Source organism: Bradyrhizobium ingae (assembly GCF_055791185.1).
The window spans coordinates 14,189-31,704 of record NZ_JBVUBB010000005.1; the positions used below are offsets into that span (position 1 = coordinate 14,189).

Annotated in this window: 22 protein-coding genes; 11 read left to right on the forward strand and 11 right to left on the reverse strand. The window is 63.5% G+C overall.

The window, feature by feature from the left end; all coding sequences use genetic code 11:
- The first annotated feature begins 49 nt into the window (after positions 1–49).
- Positions 50–235, forward strand: coding sequence for a hypothetical protein (locus tag ACV1FX_RS09210; protein ID WP_473117235.1), 186 nt, complete (start codon positions 50–52; stop codon positions 233–235).
- A gap of 1,639 nt (positions 236–1,874) precedes the next feature.
- On the opposite strand, the gene ACV1FX_RS09215 is transcribed toward ACV1FX_RS09210, so the two are convergent.
- Genes ACV1FX_RS09215 through fliL form a run of 4 tightly spaced genes read right to left on the reverse strand, consistent with a single transcriptional unit; the run spans position 1,875 to position 4,828 of the window.
- Complete coding sequence (locus ACV1FX_RS09215; RefSeq protein ID WP_473117236.1) at positions 1,875–2,651, reverse strand: MotE family protein; 777 nt, start codon at positions 2,649–2,651, stop codon at positions 1,875–1,877.
- A gap of 9 nt (positions 2,652–2,660) precedes the next feature.
- Positions 2,661–3,110: a DUF6468 domain-containing protein gene (locus tag ACV1FX_RS09220; RefSeq protein ID WP_473117237.1), complete on the reverse strand. Its 450-nt coding sequence runs from the start codon at positions 3,108–3,110 to the stop codon at positions 2,661–2,663.
- A complete protein-coding gene (gene fliM, locus ACV1FX_RS09225) occupies positions 3,107–4,309 on the reverse strand; it encodes a flagellar motor switch protein FliM (RefSeq protein WP_473117238.1) in 1,203 nt (400 codons plus the stop codon). The genes ACV1FX_RS09220 and fliM overlap by 4 nt, the downstream gene beginning before the upstream one ends.
- 18 nt (positions 4,310–4,327) lie before the next feature.
- Positions 4,328–4,828 carry a flagellar basal body-associated protein FliL gene (fliL, locus tag ACV1FX_RS09230; RefSeq protein ID WP_473117239.1) on the reverse strand — a complete coding sequence of 167 codons (501 nt, stop codon included), beginning with the start codon at positions 4,826–4,828 and terminating at the stop codon, positions 4,328–4,330.
- 388 nt (positions 4,829–5,216) lie between these two features.
- Here fliL and flgF point away from each other — a divergent pair, with 388 nt between their 5' ends.
- From flgF to flgH, 4 genes are read left to right on the forward strand one after another with little or no spacing between them, the layout of a single operon-like run.
- Positions 5,217–5,978 carry a flagellar basal-body rod protein FlgF gene (gene flgF, locus ACV1FX_RS09235; RefSeq protein ID WP_473117240.1) on the forward strand — a complete coding sequence of 254 codons (762 nt, stop codon included), beginning with the start codon at positions 5,217–5,219 and terminating at the stop codon, positions 5,976–5,978.
- A gap of 21 nt (positions 5,979–5,999) precedes the next feature.
- A complete protein-coding gene (gene flgG / locus ACV1FX_RS09240; protein WP_473117241.1) occupies positions 6,000–6,788 on the forward strand; it encodes a flagellar basal-body rod protein FlgG in 789 nt (262 codons plus the stop codon).
- A 10-nt stretch (positions 6,789–6,798) separates the two neighbouring features.
- Positions 6,799–7,899, forward strand: coding sequence for a flagellar basal body P-ring formation chaperone FlgA (gene flgA, locus ACV1FX_RS09245; protein WP_473117571.1), 1,101 nt, complete (start codon positions 6,799–6,801; stop codon positions 7,897–7,899).
- Positions 7,900–7,902: 3 nt separating this feature from the next.
- Entirely contained in the window at positions 7,903–8,670 is a 768-nt protein-coding gene (flgH, locus tag ACV1FX_RS09250; RefSeq protein ID WP_473117242.1) for a flagellar basal body L-ring protein FlgH, read from the forward strand.
- 252 nt (positions 8,671–8,922) lie between these two features.
- Here the strand turns inward: flgH and ACV1FX_RS09255 are convergent, their stop codons facing one another.
- Entirely contained in the window at positions 8,923–9,702 is a 780-nt protein-coding gene (locus ACV1FX_RS09255; protein ID WP_473117243.1) for a 2-keto-4-pentenoate hydratase, read from the reverse strand.
- A gap of 88 nt (positions 9,703–9,790) precedes the next feature.
- Positions 9,791–10,822, reverse strand: a complete 1,032-nt coding sequence (locus ACV1FX_RS09260; protein WP_473117244.1) for an SDR family oxidoreductase — start codon at positions 10,820–10,822, stop codon at positions 9,791–9,793.
- A gap of 94 nt (positions 10,823–10,916) precedes the next feature.
- Between ACV1FX_RS09260 and ACV1FX_RS09265 the strand changes: the two genes are divergently transcribed.
- A complete protein-coding gene (locus ACV1FX_RS09265) occupies positions 10,917–11,327 on the forward strand; it encodes a winged helix-turn-helix transcriptional regulator (protein ID WP_473117245.1) in 411 nt (136 codons plus the stop codon).
- Positions 11,328–11,609: 282 nt separating this feature from the next.
- Here ACV1FX_RS09265 and dksA read toward each other — a convergent pair whose 3' ends face one another.
- Together dksA and ACV1FX_RS09275 are read right to left on the reverse strand one after the other, a co-directional pair.
- A complete protein-coding gene (gene dksA / locus ACV1FX_RS09270) occupies positions 11,610–11,975 on the reverse strand; it encodes an RNA polymerase-binding protein DksA (RefSeq protein WP_085966600.1) in 366 nt (121 codons plus the stop codon).
- A 214-nt stretch (positions 11,976–12,189) separates the two neighbouring features.
- Positions 12,190–12,801, reverse strand: coding sequence for an NAD(P)-dependent oxidoreductase (locus tag ACV1FX_RS09275; protein ID WP_473117246.1), 612 nt, complete (start codon positions 12,799–12,801; stop codon positions 12,190–12,192).
- A gap of 129 nt (positions 12,802–12,930) precedes the next feature.
- Between ACV1FX_RS09275 and ACV1FX_RS09280 the strand changes: the two genes are divergently transcribed.
- The gene (locus tag ACV1FX_RS09280; RefSeq protein ID WP_473117247.1) at positions 12,931–13,302 is read left to right on the forward strand and encodes a winged helix-turn-helix transcriptional regulator; all 372 of its coding nucleotides are present in this window, start codon (positions 12,931–12,933) and stop codon (positions 13,300–13,302) included.
- 103 nt (positions 13,303–13,405) lie between these two features.
- Here the strand turns inward: ACV1FX_RS09280 and ACV1FX_RS09285 are convergent, their stop codons facing one another.
- Positions 13,406–13,819, reverse strand: coding sequence for a flagellar assembly protein FliX (locus tag ACV1FX_RS09285; protein WP_473117248.1), 414 nt, complete (start codon positions 13,817–13,819; stop codon positions 13,406–13,408).
- Between the two features lie 269 nt (positions 13,820–14,088).
- Between ACV1FX_RS09285 and ACV1FX_RS09290 the strand changes: the two genes are divergently transcribed.
- From ACV1FX_RS09290 to ACV1FX_RS09305, 4 genes are all read left to right on the forward strand, one after another.
- Positions 14,089–15,213 carry a flagellar basal body P-ring protein FlgI gene (locus ACV1FX_RS09290; RefSeq protein WP_473117249.1) on the forward strand — a complete coding sequence of 375 codons (1,125 nt, stop codon included), beginning with the start codon at positions 14,089–14,091 and terminating at the stop codon, positions 15,211–15,213.
- Positions 15,213–15,578 carry a flagellar assembly peptidoglycan hydrolase FlgJ gene (gene flgJ / locus ACV1FX_RS09295; protein ID WP_473117250.1) on the forward strand — a complete coding sequence of 122 codons (366 nt, stop codon included), beginning with the start codon at positions 15,213–15,215 and terminating at the stop codon, positions 15,576–15,578. The genes ACV1FX_RS09290 and flgJ overlap by 1 nt, the downstream gene beginning before the upstream one ends.
- A 12-nt stretch (positions 15,579–15,590) precedes the next feature.
- Positions 15,591–16,124, forward strand: a complete 534-nt coding sequence (locus ACV1FX_RS09300) for a hypothetical protein (protein ID WP_473117251.1) — start codon at positions 15,591–15,593, stop codon at positions 16,122–16,124.
- A 153-nt stretch (positions 16,125–16,277) separates the two neighbouring features.
- Positions 16,278–16,640, forward strand: a complete 363-nt coding sequence (locus tag ACV1FX_RS09305) for a hypothetical protein (protein ID WP_473117252.1) — start codon at positions 16,278–16,280, stop codon at positions 16,638–16,640.
- Here ACV1FX_RS09305 and ACV1FX_RS09310 read toward each other — a convergent pair.
- Both ACV1FX_RS09310 and flaF read right to left on the reverse strand, forming a co-directional pair.
- Positions 16,637–17,002 (reverse strand): hypothetical protein, encoded by a 366-nt coding sequence (locus ACV1FX_RS09310; protein WP_473117253.1) that lies wholly within the window; start codon positions 17,000–17,002, stop codon positions 16,637–16,639. The genes ACV1FX_RS09305 and ACV1FX_RS09310 overlap by 4 nt on opposite strands.
- A 9-nt stretch (positions 17,003–17,011) precedes the next feature.
- Positions 17,012–17,380, reverse strand: a complete 369-nt coding sequence (gene flaF, locus ACV1FX_RS09315) for a flagellar biosynthesis regulator FlaF (RefSeq protein WP_473117254.1) — start codon at positions 17,378–17,380, stop codon at positions 17,012–17,014.
- Positions 17,381–17,516 lie beyond the last annotated feature (136 nt).

Below are 17,516 nucleotides of genomic sequence, written 5' to 3' on the forward strand. Positions count from 1 at the left end.
ATCTTTCCCATCTCTGATCAAGAGCGAATTTGTGGATGGGTAAGACATAATGACCGATCAACAATTGGCAATTCATGCGATCAGCGAAGCGCAATCAATTCTCGAAGAATACTTGCAACCTCGACCTCAGAGCACCGAGCGTGTTCTCGATAGACTGATCGAAATTCTCGAACGTCCCGATCTCGTCGTTGCTGTAAGTCGATTACAGCAGCGAAACGGCTCGTTTGCAGAATGAGGACCCGGCTCCGATCGATCCTCCTTGCCGCGTGCGCGGCCTGGCTTTTGCCAACCGGCATACCCGATGCCGTGGCGAAGCAACAATGCAGCAGCGCGAGACTTTCGACGACGCAGGGGCGCTGGTGGTCCTATCGTATCATCGACGGACGGAAGTGCTGGTACGAGGGTAAGCCTATGCTCGCTAAATCGGAGCTGGAGTGGCCGAAGCAGACTTCGGCACGGCGCGATCTGGATGCGAACGTAGCAAGCGCGGTGGCGGCAAGCAGCTCAACCAATCCATTAAACTCGCAAGCGTGGGCGGTGGATTACGACACTTTCGAAGCCCGTTGGCGCGCCCGGATCGGAAATCGCTGAGCCAACCAGACCGGGGCGCCGCATCAGGATCGTTCAACGCCTCCCAACGTCGCGGGCTGATCGCGACCTGCTTTTATGCCGCGAGGCTGCATCAGTGTCGCGTGCCGATCCAATCCGAGGCTGCGGAGCTCCGCTGACGGGAACAAGCGTCACCGTCGTTGTCGTCTTCCTCGGAGGACGGCAATGCATGCTGATGATTCAAGGTCGACGTCCAGGCGGACGTCATCGCCACGATCAGCAGGCGATTGATGGCTTCAATTGCGCGCTCCGCTATGGATGAGCAGTAGTTCATCGCTCCCTCCGCGCCGTTGATTAGCGAATGGTCTCACGCTAGTCCCGGTCTGCCCTGCGCAACTGTCGTCCATCTCACATTTCCTGCGCGTCAACTCATCGCACGTTCAGAACGTGAAGCGTCATCTCGCTGCATCTGCAACGCGAAGCAGACTCTTCGTCACTCACTTCACGAGCGAAAACGATCTGCTCGGTGAGGTTTGGCGAGTACCCTCACGCAACCGTTGAGAGGTTGCTACCGATGAGCGACTCAGAATGAGATAAGGTTGTGACGATCCGATTTCGATTGATCAGGCGGGGGCTCGATCGATGCGCGGGGAAGCCAATTGCATCATCTGCAGCAGGGCAAGAGCACTCATAGCGCTCGTTCCGGTCGCCAGAGGATTTGCCCTGAAAGTCTACGAGTGCTCTTGTTGCCACAGCACTCTGCATCTGGTGACACGAGTCACGAGGGCGGAGCTGATCAAGCAACGATGCGGGACGCCGCTTCCCGCCGAGAAGTGGTTCGACGCGACGACTGCCAGGATTGGAGGTCGCAGGCTGCACCAGCGGATCGCGAACTAGTCAGCGGGTCTGAACGCGCCGCCTTAGCCGAATGACCTCATGATCTGAGACAGCATCGCGCTTGCGCCTCGGGTATACCGGGCGCCGAATAATTGCTCATCCACGTAATGAAGCGCGAGGAGAGCAACAAGTGCGGCCATTGCAACTCTCATGCTGGGAAGCATGATCCGCAGAAGCTAATGGCGTCTTAATGCATTCTCACACCGACTGATGCTGCACTGCAAAGAGCGCATCGCGGCGGGAAGCAATGTGCTGGGCAAGTGGTCATCCGCGAACCAACAACGCCTCGGATTGGCCGCCAACGCGCCCGAATCACAGACGCAGATTGTCCTCGCCGGACGCTTCGCTTGAGTATTGAGGCTCGTCGGCTCCGCTCCACCGCGAACCTCAGCCCCCAGCCCCATCGCGGTGGAGCGGGAAGCCCGATGTCAATTCGGCTTCTGCGTCGGGCGCCCCTCGATCTTGGGCAGATCGGCTGTGTCCGCAGAGCGGTCTCCACCGCCACCGGCGCGGCGCGCCATCTCGACCGTCAGCCGCTCGGCGACCTCGGGCTGCATCACCCCCATAATGTCGGACATTTTGCGCGGCGCGATCTGCGTCGCGATCTCGATCAGCACGTCCATCTCCAGGCGATTGAACACCCGTGCGGCGTCCTTGGGCTTCATGCTCTCATACATGGTGACGATGCCCTTGAGGCGCTGAGCTTCGGCCGCCTTCTGCTCGGCCGCGGTGGTGGAGATGCGGGATTCCACCGCCTTCATCTCCTCGACCTTGGACTCGATGCGCTTCTCGGCCGACTTGAGCAGGCTCTCGCGAATGTCGATCTCGCGCTGGCGCGCCTCGAGCTCCTGGCGGCGGTTCTGCAGGCGCTCCAGGATCGCGCGCTCGGCGGGCGAAGTCTGGTCACGGGATTCTTCCGGCTTGATCACCTGGCCCTCCGGCTTGGTCTCGGGCGCGGCCGGTTTCGGCGCATCTTCCTTGGAAGCCTCCTTCGGTGCGCCATGCGTCGAGCCGGTGATGTCGGGGTCTTCGCGGCCGGTCGGGAAGTTGAGGTTCTCCTGGGCCCAGGATTTCTTGGTCGTGCTCGGCTGATAGTCGAACACATAGCCGCCATTGATCACGAGGCCCGCGACCTTCAGCGTGGCGAGGGCAGCGACCGCGACCAGGACGACGGGAATGACGCGGATGTTACGAAAGGATTTCATGCAGCGACTTTATGCAGCGATCCCGTTGGACCTTCTGCGCTCGGAGAACGCTTCGGCAGCTGCCGCCACCGCCCTGGCCGTCGAAGGCTTCGCGGCTGGTGCGGCTACGGCAGCTTCCGGATTCGTCGCGGGGCGCGCGGCGATGGCGATCTTGGACAGGCGCCGCACCACGTTGTCGGCCTCGCCGAGCTGGCGATAGAGCTGGTCTGACATCTGCGTTGCGGCGGCGAGCTGGGTGCCGAGATTCTCGTTGACGTCGCGTACAGCGAGCTTCAGCCCGCCGATCGCGCGCTCGGCGATTTCGGTCGCGGTGATCAGCTCGGCGATCACGGCCTTGAGCGAATGCTCGTCCGCCTTCAGCCGCGTGAGCCGCTTGTTGAGCAGGATGCAGTAGCCGATCGTCAGCATCAGGAGGATCGCGACCAGCATCTCGATCGCCATGCCTAAGGAGTGGTTCATGGTGCCTCCATCATCTTGTTCTGCTCGTCGACCTTCTCGAACATCGCAAGTGTCGTACCTGGCTTGCGCAGGGGTTTCGTCACGCGGATCGCGACGCGGTCGCCGACGCGTCCCATCCGCCCTTCGGTCAGCGTGACGCTGCCGCAGCGTACGGTCACGTTGGCATCCGCGCGCATGTCCAACGGCAGCGTGTCGCCGACCTTGAGCCGCATCAACTGCTTGAGCGGAATGTCGGCCTCGTAGAGCACAGCGTCGACCGCGATCTCGGCCTGCGCGATCTCGGTGGCGAAATGCCCCTCCCAGATCGTGTCGCGGCCGAACTTTTCGCCCATGAACATCTGCAGCAGCACGCCGCGGATCGGTTCGATGGTCGCGTAAGGCAGCAGCAATTCGATGTTGCCGCCGCGGTCTTCCATGTCGATGCGCAGGCGCACCAGGATCGCGGCGTTGGCGGGACGGCTGATCGCGGCAAAGCGCGGATTGGTCTCGAGCCGGTCGATCGTGAAGGTCACGGGTGACAACGGCCGGAACGCCTGTTCGGCGTCTGCGAGCACCACCTCGACCAGCCGCTTGACGAGCTCGGTCTCGATCGTGGTGTAGGGCCGGCCCTCGATGCGGAGCTGGCTCGCACCGCGGCGGCCGCCGAGCAGCACGTCGATCATCGAGTAGATCAGGCTGGAGTCGACCACCGCCATGCCGAAGTTTTCCCACTCCTCGGCCTTGAACACCGAGAGCACGGCCGGCAGCGGGATCGAGTTCATGTAGTCGCCGAAACGCACCGAGGTGATACGGTCGAGCGAGACTTCGACGTTGTCGGAAGTGAAATTGCGCAAGGAAGTCGTCAGCAACCGCACCAGGCGGTCGAAGACGATTTCGAGCATCGGCAGACGCTCGTAGGAGACCATCGCCGAATCGATGATCGCGCGGATACCGGAGTGGTCGTCGAGCGTGACGTCGCCGACGGTGAAGCCGAGGAGATTGTCGATCTCCTCCTGCGACAGCACCCGCTCGCCCGAGTTCTTGCCGTTGCCGAGATCGCGGCTGCCGTCCTCGACCATGGCCGCCCATTGCAGGGCCATGGTCTCGGATAATTCATTTTCGGCGGCAGCCTTCGCGGCCTCCGCGGGATCCTCGGAATCGAGCGAGGCCTCCCATTGGGCGGCAATCGCATCCTGGTCCATTTGCTCGTTGCCGGCCATGGCGCTAGCCCATTACCCTCACTGCACCACGACTTCCTTGAACAGCACCGCGCTGACCTGGATCGGCGCGACCGCCGCGTTGACACGCTTGGTCAGCTCTTCCTTGAGGCGGAAGATGCCGGCGGAGCCGTTGAGGTCGGAGGGGCGAAGTTCCCGCACATAGGTCTGGAAGATGTCGGTGACGCGCGGCATCGTCGGCTTGATCGCCTCGATCTGCTTCTCTTCCTTCAATTCGAGCACGATCTTCAGCCGCAGATACTGCACGCGCTCGCCGGGCGCGCCGGCGAGGTTGACCATCATGTCGGGCACGTCGACGAAGGCCGGCGGCTTCGGCGGCGGCGCGGCCTCGGCGTGATGCTCGTCATCGCCATGACGGAAGAAGAAGAACCAGGTTGCCGCGCCACCGCCGAGAATGGCGAGGACGGCGACCGCGATGATGATGAGCTTGAGCTTGTTCTTCGGCGGAGCCGCCTCGGTGCCGTCAGTGGCTGCGCCGCCTTCCGCTTCGTTCTCTGCCATGGTCGCCGCGCTTGCTCACTATAAAGGGTCTTAAGAGAGCGAAGCCTGCTGGTCGGCCAGTGACGCGAAACAAATGCCCCGGCGCGCAACGCGCTCCTCATAGCTGCAAACGCTACGGTAATGATGGTTAACAGAACCTTTCGATTGCCCTGGCACTAGGAAAAATCTGCCGGGCAAACATGGTCAACAGAACCTTTCTGCCGCCCCTCGCGCACCCCTTCAAAACATCTAAGCGATTGTAAATACAACATTTTCTGCGTTGGCACGGCTTTCGCTCAGGAAAGGCCGAGACCGGATGGTTTGGGAGAGCCCGAAGGTCTCATCGACGGGTCGGCCAAGACGCTTGGGAGAGCGGCGAAGCAGGACCTCCACAGGGGAGAACCATCCGATGCAGAACGCGCTTCTGGTCGGTCTATCGCGGCAGATGACGTTGGAACGGCAGATGGATGTCATCGCCAACAACGTCGCGAATGCCAACACCAACGGCTTCAAGGCCGATCGCACGCTGTTTGAGGAATTCCTCAACTCCGGCGCGCATGAGGACAATTTCGTCGGCTCCGACCGCCGGGTCTCCTATGTGCAGGACCGCGGCACCTTCCGCGACGTCGGCCAGGGCCCGATGGAGGAGACCAAGAACCCGCTCGACCTCGCGGTCGACGGCAATGCCTATTTCGCGGTGCAGACCGCCGGCGGCGAGCGCTACACCCGCGACGGCAAGTTCTCGCTCAACAACCAGGGCCAGCTCGTCACCTCGGACGGTGATCTCGTGCTCGGCAATGCCGGCCCGATCACCTTCCAGCCGACCGACCACGACATCAACGTCGCGCCCGATGGCACGGTGACGGTGCTCGAGGGCACCGCCCGCGTCGACTCGATCCGCGCCAAGATCCGCACGGTCGCCTTCGACAATCCGCAGAAACTCGCCAAGCAGGGCGCCAATCTCTACGCCCAGGGCTCGGCGAACCAGCAGACCGACGCCAAGTCCACCGTGCGCCAGGGCTACATCGAGAAGTCGAACGTCAATGCGGTCGGCGAGATGAGCCGCATGGTCGAAGTGATGCGGATGTACACCCAGGTCGCCAACCTGCTGCAGCAGCAGAGCGACATGCACAAATCGGCGATCGAGAAGCTCGCCGACGTTCCAGCGTAACGCCATCAGGAGACGATTGACATGCAAGCGCTTCACACCGCTGCGACCGGAATGGCGGCACAGGAACTCAACGTGCAGGTCATTTCCAACAACATCGCGAACCTGCGCACCACCGGCTTCAAGAAGCAGACCGCGGCGTTCCAGGACCTGATCTACGAGCACATCCGCCGCGTCGGCGCGCAGTCATCGGACCAGGGCACCATCCTGCCGGTCGGCGTCGATATCGGCGGCGGCGTCAAGACGGTCGGCACGCCGCGCAGCATGACGCAAGGCACGCTGTCGCAGACCGGCAATGACCTCGATCTGGCGATCTCGGGCGAAGGCTTCTTCAAGATCCTGATGCCCGACGGCACCTACCAGTACACCCGCGACGGCACCTTCCAGATGGACAACCAGGGCCGCATCGTCACGGCCCAGGGCAACCCGGTGCAGCCGACCATCACGATTCCGAACAACGCCTCCGGTATCACGGTTAACGTCCAGGGCCAGGTCTCGGTAACGCTGCCGGGCCAAACCAGCTCGTCCATCATCGGCCAGCTCAACGTGACCCGCTTCATCAACAAGGCGGGCCTCCAGCCGGTCGGCAACAACCAGTTCACCGAAACACCCTCCTCCGGCGCGCCGCAGGACGGCACGGCGAGCTCGGAAGGCTACGGCACGATCACGCAAGGCAGCCTCGAACAGGCCAATGTCGACGTCGTCTCGGAGATGAGCGACCTGATCGCCGCCCAGCGCGCCTACGAGATGAACGCCAAGGTGATCAGTGCCGCCGACCAGATGATGCAATCCACCACGGCGCTGTTCCGGTAAGGCCATGACGATGATGCGCAACACCATCACCACCCTCGCCGCCCTGCTCGCGCTCTCCGCGCCGGCGCGCGCCGCAGACGAGGGCGTCGCACCGCCGACGCTGCGCGCCAGCATCACCGTCACCTCCGACGTGGTGCGGGTCGGCGATCTCATCGACAATGCCGGCTCTGCCGCGCAGATCCCGGTCTATCGCTCGCCCGACCTCGGCACCACCGGCGCGCTGCCGGTCGCGAACGTCCTGAGCGTGCTGCGCGCAAAACAGGTGATCGGCGTGATGACCGGCGACCTCAAGGAGGTGACGGTCACGCGGCTCGCGCGCACGCTGGCCAACAAGGATCTCGAGCTTGCGGTCGCCTCGGCACTGGAGCGCCGCTTTGGCCTGGGCGATGCCGCCAACATCACCGTGACCTTCGATCGCGGCGTCTCCGACATGCGGCTGGATGCCTCCAACACCGGTGCGCTCCAGGCGAGCGCGACGCGCTACGATGCGCGAAGCGGCCGCTTCGACCTGACGTTCGAGATCAACAACGAGAACAGCTCGACGCCGACCAAGCTGCGCCTCACCGGCAGCGCGATCGAGACGGTGGAGGTCGCCGTGCTGACCCGCGATATCGACCGCACGGAGATGCTGAAATCGTCCGACGTCGCGTTCGAGCGCCGCCCCAAGGCGGAGGTTGCGGGCGAAGCGGCCACGCGCGACCGCGCAGTCGGCATGCAGCTCCGCCATCCGATGCGGGCCGGCACCCCGATCCGCATTGCCGACATCGCAAAGCCCGACCTCGTCCAGCGCGACCAGAACGTCACCATCATCTACCAGGTGCCGGGCCTCTACCTCACCACCCGCGGCAAGGCGGTCGACAACGGCTCCGAGGGCGACACCGTCTCCGTTCTCAACATGCAGTCCAAGCGCACGCTGCAAGGCATCGTCACCGGCCGCGGCCAAATTACGGTGCAGGGCGCGAGCCAGTCCGCGCCGGCCGCCCCCGCGGTCGAGCAGACCTCATCGCTCAAACGCGAGGAGACGCCCGCGGCGGCCGCTCTCGCCCAAAGCCTGATCCAAACCCCGGTTTCGCCAACCCAGATCGCGCAAGCACAAGCCAAGTCAGAGTAAGTCATGTCCAGGTTCAGTTCCGCGGCCCGTCTTCGTCGTATCGCCCTCTCCGGCACGCTGCTCGCAACCTTCGCCTTTGCGAGCGGGTGCTCCTCGATCGACCGCCTGTCGCAGATCGGCGAGCAGCCGAAACTGTCGGCAATCGACAATCCGACGACGCAGCCCGGCTACAAGCCGGTGCAGTTGCCGATGCCGAAGCCGGAGGTCGCCTCCTACAATCCGAACTCGCTGTGGCGCAACGGCAGTCGCGCCTTCTTCAAGGACCAGCGCGCCCACCAGGTCGGCGACCTCCTGACCGTGACCGTGAACATCACCGACAAGGCCAACCTCTCCAACGAGACCCAGCGCAGCCGTACCAACTCGGAAGACTCGGGGATAACCGATTTCATCGGCTCAAAGACGCTCGGCGTGCAGGCGCAGAAGGTGCTGCCCGGCCGCCTCCTCACCGCCGACTCCACCGCCTCCAGCGACGGCAAGGGAAGCGTGCAGCGCCAGGAAGCGTTGCAGACCAATGTCGCGGCGGTCGTGACGCAGGTGCTGCCGAACGGCAACCTCGTCGTCGAAGGCAAGCAGGAGATCCGCGTCAACTACGAAATCCGCGAGCTGATCGTCGCCGGCATCGTCCGCCCCGAAGACATCCAGAGCGACAACACCATCGATTCCACCAAGATCGCCCAGGCCCGTATCGCCTATGGCGGCCGCGGCCAGATCATGGACGTGCAACAGCCGCGCTACGGCCAGCAAGTGATGGACGTGCTGCTTCCCTTCTAAGAGTTTCTTCAAGAGCTCCCACATCTCGTTGTGAACCTAGGCGCAACGCGATGTTCTACGCGGCCTCCGGTAGCTCCCCTGCCGGAGGCCGCATGATTTTTGGTGGTGGCGCGCCCCGTGCTCAACTGTCATCGCCCGACTTGATCGGGCGATCCGGTACTCCGAGACAGCGGAGACTCAATCGATGGGCCGCGGCGTACTGGATTCTCCGCTTTCGCGGGGAATGACAACGGAGAGTGAGGCGCCACCACCTCACGTAAACTTCGCCTCTACCGTACCCAGCCCGTCCAGCTCCATCCGTACCTTGTCGCCGGCCTTCAGCCACACTGTCTTGACGAGGCTGCCCGTGAGCACGAGCTGGCCGGCATGCAGGCCCTTGCCTTCGGCGGCGAGGTGGTTGGCGAGCCAGGCAAGCGCGTTATGGGGATGGCCGAGCACGTCGGCGCCGGTGCCCTTGCCGGCCTCTTCGCCATTGACGAGGGCACGGCCGGCGACCGCCTTGAGGTCGGGCACGGACGAACGCGGGACAGTTTCGCCAAGCACGCAGCCGGCGGCGAAGAAATCATCCGCGATCAGCGTCGGCGCGCCCATCGTCTCCCATTTCACATAGCGGTCGTCGACGATCTCGATCGCGGGAGCATAGGCATCGACCGCCTCTCCCACCCACTCGGCCGTGAACGGCGCCTCGCCGGGGGAAAGGTCGCGCTTCAGCCGCACGGCGATCTCGCATTCGACGCCGACGCGGACATAGTCGGAGGCGGGCAGTTTTGCGCCGCTGTCATGCACGACCTTCTCGAACACGCCGCCGGCGCAGGGATGATCGATCTGCATGTAGTCCTGCATGACCTGGCTTGTGCAACCGATCTTGTAGCCGACCAGCGCGCCGACATGGGGCAGCAGCACGTCGTGCAAAGCGCGCTGGATCTTGTAACCCTCCGCCTCATCGCGCGGGGGAACCTCGAGCGGCGCGAGCGGGGCATGATTGCGGCGCGCAAGGGCGATCGCCTTTGCGGCTGCTAGAATTTTATCCATCGGTGCCGACTCCCACGCTACGCAACTGGAGGCGGCACTTCAGCATCCCCGCCCCCGCCTGACAAGCGCGGCGCGAGGAGCGCACGCGTCACACCTTGACCAGACCGAGCCGGATCAGGCTCTCGGCCGAGCTCAGGATCGCCTCGTCATTGGAGCGCGCCTGCCAGCCGAGCAGCCGCGCCGCCTTGGCGCTGGTCGACCGCCGCACCTTGCCGAGCATCGGCAAGGTATGGCGCAGCATGGGAACGCCGGTCGCAGCGAGGCGCACCAGCCAGTCCGGCGCCTGGAGGCGTGGAACCCGGCGCGCCGCAGGCCCAAGCTCCCGCCTCAGCACGTTGGCAATGTCGAGCAGCGACAGCGTCTCGCCGGCGACGGCGATGAAACGTTCGCCTTTGGCCTCGGGCGCGGTCATCGCCCGCAAATGAAGGTCGACCACGTCGCGCACGTCGACGAGACCAAAATAGATCCGCGGCACTGCCGGCATGGCGCCGTTGAGCAGCATTTGGACGATCTCGATCGAGCCGGAGAAATCCGCCCCCAGCACCGGACCGAAAATGCCGGCGGGGTTGACGACGGCAAGCTCCAGGCCGCCTCCCTCGCGGGCGACGAAATCCCAGGCCGCGCGCTCGGCCAGCGTCTTGGATTTGACGTAAGGCTGCACGTCGCCACCACCGAGATTGGTCCAATCGGTTTCGTCGAACGGCGTTGCACGCGGTGGATGGCCGTAGCCGATCGCGCCCAGCGACGAGGTGATGACCACGCGCTTGACGCCCGCTTCGCGCGCAGCGCGCAGCACCCGCAGCGTGCCGTCGCGGGCCGGGATGATCATCTCGTTCTCGTCCTTCGGAACGGTAGTCGAGAGTGGCGAAGCCACATGCAGGACGTAGTCGCAGCCCGCGACCGCCTCGCGCCAGCCCTCGTCCCGGGTCAGGTCGGCGGTAAAGAAGGCCAGCCGCTCGGCCGGATCGGCACCGCCCTCTCGCAGCATCGCCAGCACATCGGTCTGCCGGTCCGGCCTGCGGACCGTAGTCCGCACCTCGTAGCCGGCGGCCAGCAATTGCAGGACGGCATGGATACCGACGAAACCCGATCCACCCGTGACCAGAACAGTTTTGCTCATGTCGCAAACCCTTCGCTCGCGGGCCGGCAAATTTGTCCCACCGGCCCCTGCTGCCGGCCGCATCTGGTCACTATCTGCCGAAGGCACAAGTAGAATGAATTTCGAGACCGGTATGGAAAACCTGACCACGTCAGCGCACTGCGACGACGATTGCGACTGCGCCCCCGACCCCAGCCTGCTCGCCGACTTCAAGCGGGCCATCCACGCGGTCGGCGGCAAATGGAAGCTCGAGATCCTGTTCGCGCTGATGAACGGCGCGATGCGCTTCGGCGCCTTGCGGCGGTCGGTCACCGGCATCACCCAGCACATGCTGACCACGCAACTGCGCGAACTCGAGCAGGACGGCCTCGTCTCCCGGACCGCCTTCGCCGAAAAGCCGTTACGGGTGGAGTACGAGCTGACCGATGCTGCCTTTGGCCTGCTGCCGGCTTTTAAGGAGTTGTTGAGCTGGTCCAGGCTTTATGGCGGCGCGCGCTCCCTGCCCGGGCTCGCGGTGGATGCGTAACGACGGCGATATTCATCGCTGCCCGTCGCATCTTCAGAAGTCGAGTCGATCCCGTTGCTCCGACTCGCAAAAAACATCCTCACCTGAAGTGAAGGCTCTTTCTCATGCGAGCTCACGTGAGCATGAAGGAGTTGAATGTAGCCCTTTGATCGCGATTCACTTTTCGCGATTGTAACCGCGGACTTCAGTGCGCGCTCGCGATCTGCGCAAAAGCTCAGGCTGGCGCGACGCTACGCGCAAGATGCATCGTTCATGAGGAACCGCGAAAGTGCGGCTCAACTCCTATTCGTCGCGATAAACCTTCTCGCGCTTCTCGTGGCGCTCCTGCGCTTCCACCGACAGCGTTGCGATCGGGCGGGCTTCCAGCCGCTTCAACGAGATCGGCTCGCCGGTCTCTTCGCAATAGCCGTAGGTGTTGTCCTCGATACGCTGAAGCGCTGCATCGATCTTGGCGATCAACTTGCGCTGGCGGTCGCGAGCGCGGAGTTCGATGGCACGGTCCGTTTCGGACGAAGCCCGATCGGCGAGATCGGGGTGGTTCACGTTCTCCTCCTGCAGGGCTTGCAGGGTGAGCTTGGACTCTTTGAGGATCTCATCCTTCCAGGCGAGGAGCTTCAAACGGAAGTACTCCTTCTGCCGGTCGTTCATGAAAGGCTCTTTTTCGGTCGGTCGGTAATTTTTCAACTTTTCCAAGGGCGGCCTATTCTTTTTTTGGCAACGACTCGCGACGGACAGGGTCCGTTGAGCGGGGCTTATATAGCGGCCTCCTGTGACAGACAATATTTCCCTGATCTTGGCGTTACCGCCCCCAAGTCCTTGCACCGGCAGCTTTATCGGCAAGACCCTGGGGACGGTTATCCACTCAATAGCCGACCGTGAAACGCTTCCGCAGATGCGAAGGCCGCTCGATCTCGTCGGCAAGCGCAATGGCGTAATCGGCAAAGGTGATCCAGCTCTTTCCGTTCGCATCTGCGAGGAGCTGATCGGACCCAAGCCGGAACTTTCCGGTCCGCTCACCCTCCACGAACAGGGCCGAGGGCGAGATGAAGGTCCAGTTCAGCTCCTTGTCCTGCCGCAGCAGGTCGAGGAATTCGGAACCCTTCTCGGCTTCAGCCTTGTATTGGGCGGGAAAGCCGGGGGTTGTGACCAGTTTCACGCCCGGAGCCACCTCGAGGCTGCCCGCACCGCCGACCACGAGGTAACGGCCAACCTTCGAGTCCCTGGCAGCGCCGATCAGCTTGTGCGGGTCGCTGGCCAGGAAATGGACGGAACTGACGGCGACGTCATGCCCGGCCCATAGCTTGGCGAGCCCGGCCTGATCGAGCACATCGCCCTTGGTCGGAATGACGTTCGGCAGATGGGCGATCTTTTCCGGGTTCCGCGCGATGGCCGTGACGGCATGGCCGCGGCGGGACAGTTCCTTGGTGATCTCCGATCCGGCCCGGCCCGAGGCGCCAGCGACTGCGATTTTCATGGAAGGCTCCTTTGCTTCTGTGGTAACTATGGGTAACTAGATATCGCAGAGAACGCTGGTGTTAAGAGAGCACTTTCGGCCTACCTGCTTACGCAGGAGTAACCGGAACAGATTGCGAGGAACGAAGACATGAAGCCCGACGTCTACGCAGCCAATTGCCCAACACGCCAGATCCTCGATCGCGTCGGCGACAAATGGGCGGTGCTGATCCTGTTGCTGCTGCGCGAGGACGCGATGCGTTTCAATCAGTTGCGCCGGACGATTGAAGGCATTTCGCAGAAGATGTTGAGTCAGGTTCTCAAATCACTCGAACGCGACGGATTGATCAGGCGCCGCGCCATCGCAACCGTTCCGGTGACGGTCGAGTATTCGATCACGCAGCTTGGACTGACGTTGGCGGCCGCCGTCGATCCACTACGCGACTGGGCCGAGCAGAACCTGAAGGACGTCCTCGCCGCCCAGCGCCGCTACGACGCGCAGCAGAAGCAGGAAGCGGCGTAACCACCGCTCAAGGCGCGTAAATGGCCGCAGCCAAATTCCGCTGTCATGCGCCGTGGCGACGACGTGAGGATAGAGTCTTCAGAGCGAAGAACGAGTCCGCGGCTCAGCCCTGCCCGGCCTTCGCGAGCTCGACCTCGACGCGCAGCTCGATCTCGGAGAGCACGGCATCAAGGCCGGGATCACCCGAGGACGATTTGAGGTTCGCCGCCGCATCGCGCAGGCGCATGATCGTCGAGGCGTCGAGATTGCCCGATAACAGTCCCATCTTGAGATCGTCGAGCACATCGAGTGCAGTCTTGCCGCGGGCGACCGAGCGCTTGCGCCGCTCGACCGGATCTTCCTCGATGCCCTGCAGCGCCAGCAGCGCATCGATATTGGCGGCGGCCTTCGGTGCGGAAGCGGACTTGGTCTCCTGTGTCGAGGAGGTGTCGGGCAGCACGAAGGTGCCGGAGCTCGTCCGCCTGGTCTGGCCGGCGGGTGCTCCAAGCGTGGTGCCATTCGGTCCGTAGATGCGCATCGCAGGAATCCGCGTGATCGATGACGGCAGCTTCGCCGCATTATGGTTAATGGGGCGTAAACAGCCCGGCAAAATCTGCCGGCACACGGCAGTTTCGCTCCCTAAGGCGAACGCCGACTGGCGTCGATGTCGCTCAATTTAATCAACCTATTCAAGTGCCTAGCTGCCGCGACCCACGCTGGCACAGTGCTCGCATAGAGAGGCTCGGACCAGCTCGTCATGGGAGTGTCGAACAGGTCCGGGATCTAAGGAGCCTCGGGGAGCAGAGGATGCCAGGCGTGCGTTGGGCAAGGTTATTGGGAGTGGCATGCGTCGCGCTGTCAGCGCTGACGCTCGCGGCCGCGCCCGCAAGCGCGACCTCGCGCATCAAGGACCTCGCCAATATCGAAGGCGTCCGGCAGAATCAGCTCATCGGCTACGGCCTCGTCGTCGGCCTCAACGGCACCGGCGACACGCTCAACAACATCCCCTTCACCAAGCAGTCGTTGCAGGCGATGCTCGAGCGCATGGGCGTCAACATCCGCGGCGCCACCATCCGCACCGGCAACGTCGCCGCCGTCATGGTGACCGGCAATTTGCCGGCCTTCGCGACGCAGGGCACGCGCATGGACGTCACGGTGTCCGCGCTCGGCGATGCCAAGAATTTGCAGGGCGGCACACTGCTCGTCACCCCCCTGCTCGGTGCCGACGGCAACGTCTATGCGGTCGCCCAGGGCTCGCTCGCGATTTCCGGCTTCCAGGCCGAGGGCGAAGCCGCCAAGATCGTCCGCGGCGTGCCGACGGTGGGGCGCATCGCCAACGGCGCCATCATCGAGCGCGAGATCGAGTTCGCGCTGAACCGCCTGCCGAACGTGCGGCTGGCGCTGCGCAACGCCGACTTCACCACGGCTAAGCGCATCGCGGCAGCCATCAACGACTATCTCGGCGTCAAGAGCGCCGAGCCGCTCGATCCTTCCACGGTGCAGCTCGCGATTCCGCCGGAGTTCAAGGGCAACGTCGTCGCCTTCCTCACCGAGATCGAGCAACTCCAGGTCGATCCGGATCTCGCCGCGAAGATCATCATCGACGAACGAAGCGGCATCATCGTGATGGGGCGCGACGTCCGCGTTGCAACGGTTGCGGTCGCGCAAGGAAATCTCACCGTCACGATCTCCGAGAGCCCGCAAGTGAGCCAGCCCAATCCGCTGTCGCGCGGCCGCACCGTGGTTACCCCGCGCACCGGCGTCAGCGTCACCGAGGACGGCAAGAAGTTCGCCGTCGTCAAGGACGGCGTCTCGCTGCAGCAACTCGTCGACGGCCTCAACGGCCTTGGCATCGGTCCGCGCGACCTCATCAGCATTCTTCAGGCGATCAAGGCCGCCGGCGCGATCGAAGCCGACATCGAGGTGATGTGATGCAGACCGCCGCGATCAGCACGCCCGCCATCGCCTCCTCGGCCTTCTCGGTGCAGAGCCGCAACGGCCGGCCCGACTTCGAGCTCGCAAGCGCCCTGCAAAAAGTCTCGCCGCAGCAGCAGGCCAAGGCCCAGAAGACCGCGACCGACTTCGAGGGCATGTTCCTCAACGCGATGTTCTCGCAGATGACGTCGGGCCTGAAGGGCGAAGGCCCGTTCGGCGATACGGTCGGCACCGGCGTGTGGCGCTCGATGCTGACCGAGCAATATGCGAAGAATTTCGCCAATGCCGGCGGTGTCGGCGTGGCCAGCGAAGTCTACCGCACCCTCATCCTGCAGCAGGCGAAAACCGTCCGCACGGCATAAGGTCCAAACGACATGAACCACTTCAACGCGTCACGTCAGCCGATGCCCGCCCCTCGCGCTGCCGCTGCACCCGGCAGCGCGAGCGCGCCCGGCAGCGCAAGCGCGCCGGGCAGCGCCGAGGCCCGCAAGCTCGCCGAGGACCTGATGGATGCGATGAGCGCACTGCTCGGGCTGATCGAACGGGAGACTGAGCTGGTGCGCGCCGGCCGCCTGCGCGAAGCGCTGGCATTCGAATCGAAGAAGCAGGAATTGTCCCGCCGCTACGTCGGCGCCGTGAGCCAGCTCAAGGCGAGCCAAAATCAGCTTGCGAAATCCGCGCCCGAGCTGCTCTCGACCTTGCATCGCCATCACGATGCCTTCCGCGCGATGCTCCAGGTCAACCTCACCGTGCTCGCAACCGCGCACGCGGTGTCCGAAAGCGTGATCCGCGGCGTCAACGCCGAGATCCAGAAGCGCAACGTGCCGAACACCTACACCGCCGCCGGCCGGCGCGCGGCGCCGGGTCCGCGCCACATTACGCCGCTCTCGGTCAGCCGCTCGCTCTGATCGCGCCGATAGGGCCGATTTGACGAAAATCCGCACCACGAATCGGGGGCGCCGTTAGCCATATTTCGTAACCGGACCTTTAATGGTGGTTCCCCATAGTTGCGCGATTGGACGGGGTGGGATTTGACTCGGGGGCAAGGCCAGGAGGCTGCCGTGAGTACAGATTTCAGTATCAGGCCGGTGGGGATACCGGCGGCTACGTTGACTATATCGACGTCGAGCGCGGCGGCGAACGACGCTGTGCAAACCGATTTGCCGGCAAGCCAGACGGTCGCCGCAAGCGATGCGGGCGCGGCCGCGCGCAACGATCTGCAGGGCAATGAGAACGTCTCGCGCCAGGTCGTCTTCAACCAGGCCGCGGCCTCGTTCGTCTTCCAGGTCGTCAATGAAAAAACGGACGCAGTGGTAACGCAATTTCCCGACGACGCGATGCTGCGCCGTCGCGCCTATTTCCACGCCCTCGATCTGAGCAAGTCCGAGCTCGCGCGTCCGACCTCGACCGACCGCAGCGCTTAGGTGCTCAGAGTAGCCTGGGCCGTGTCGAGATAGCTCGAGCCCGTCACGGGATCGGTGACTACGTTCTTGATCTGCGCCTTGCCGGAACCGGTCAGCGTGAACTTCGTATTGCCGAAGCGAAACGAAGAGTCCTTGATCAGGACCTGCTGATATTGCGACGTGCCGCCGCTCTGATACCTGACCTGCGCGCGGAATCCGCTGACTTGCGAGATGGTGAGCGAGAACTTCTTGCCGTCGGAATATGTGCCGGACCAGGTGCCCTGGTAGAGCGTCGGGTCGACCGCGACGTACTTGGTCTTGCTCGGAACCGACATGCCGGCCGATTTATACGAGCTCGACAGGATGCTCATGACGTCGGCCATAAGGACCTCCTACGGCCGGCCGGACAGACCCGCGGCGATGTTACGGTTGATCTCTATCAGCGGACGGAAGTGATCGAACTGGGGGCTGGCCTGCAGCGCAGCGGTCTGGCTCAGCACGAACACGCTGATATTGGCGATCTTCTGCCGCACATCGAGCGGCTGCGGATTGGTGTCGCGCATCGCTTCGCTGAGGAAAATGGTCCAGAGCTTCCGGTTGAACATCAGCGCATGCATCGTCTGCTCGCTGAGCGGATCGGCGCTATTGATCGCGTCCTGCAGCTTGTTCGCGGCCTTCAGCAGCGTCTGCGCCTCGATGTCGCGAGGAGATGCAGTGGTCGTGGCGACACGCGCGTAGGCCGAAGCAGCAGAATTCGACATTGATCACCCTGGAGGCTTCCTAGCCCGTTGAACAGGCTTAAGGATTTCTTTCCCAACCCTAGGCAGCACCGCTTAAGATTTGCTTACGTGAAAGTGTGGAAGCACTCCGGACAAGTACGGGTCGCGGATTCTTCCC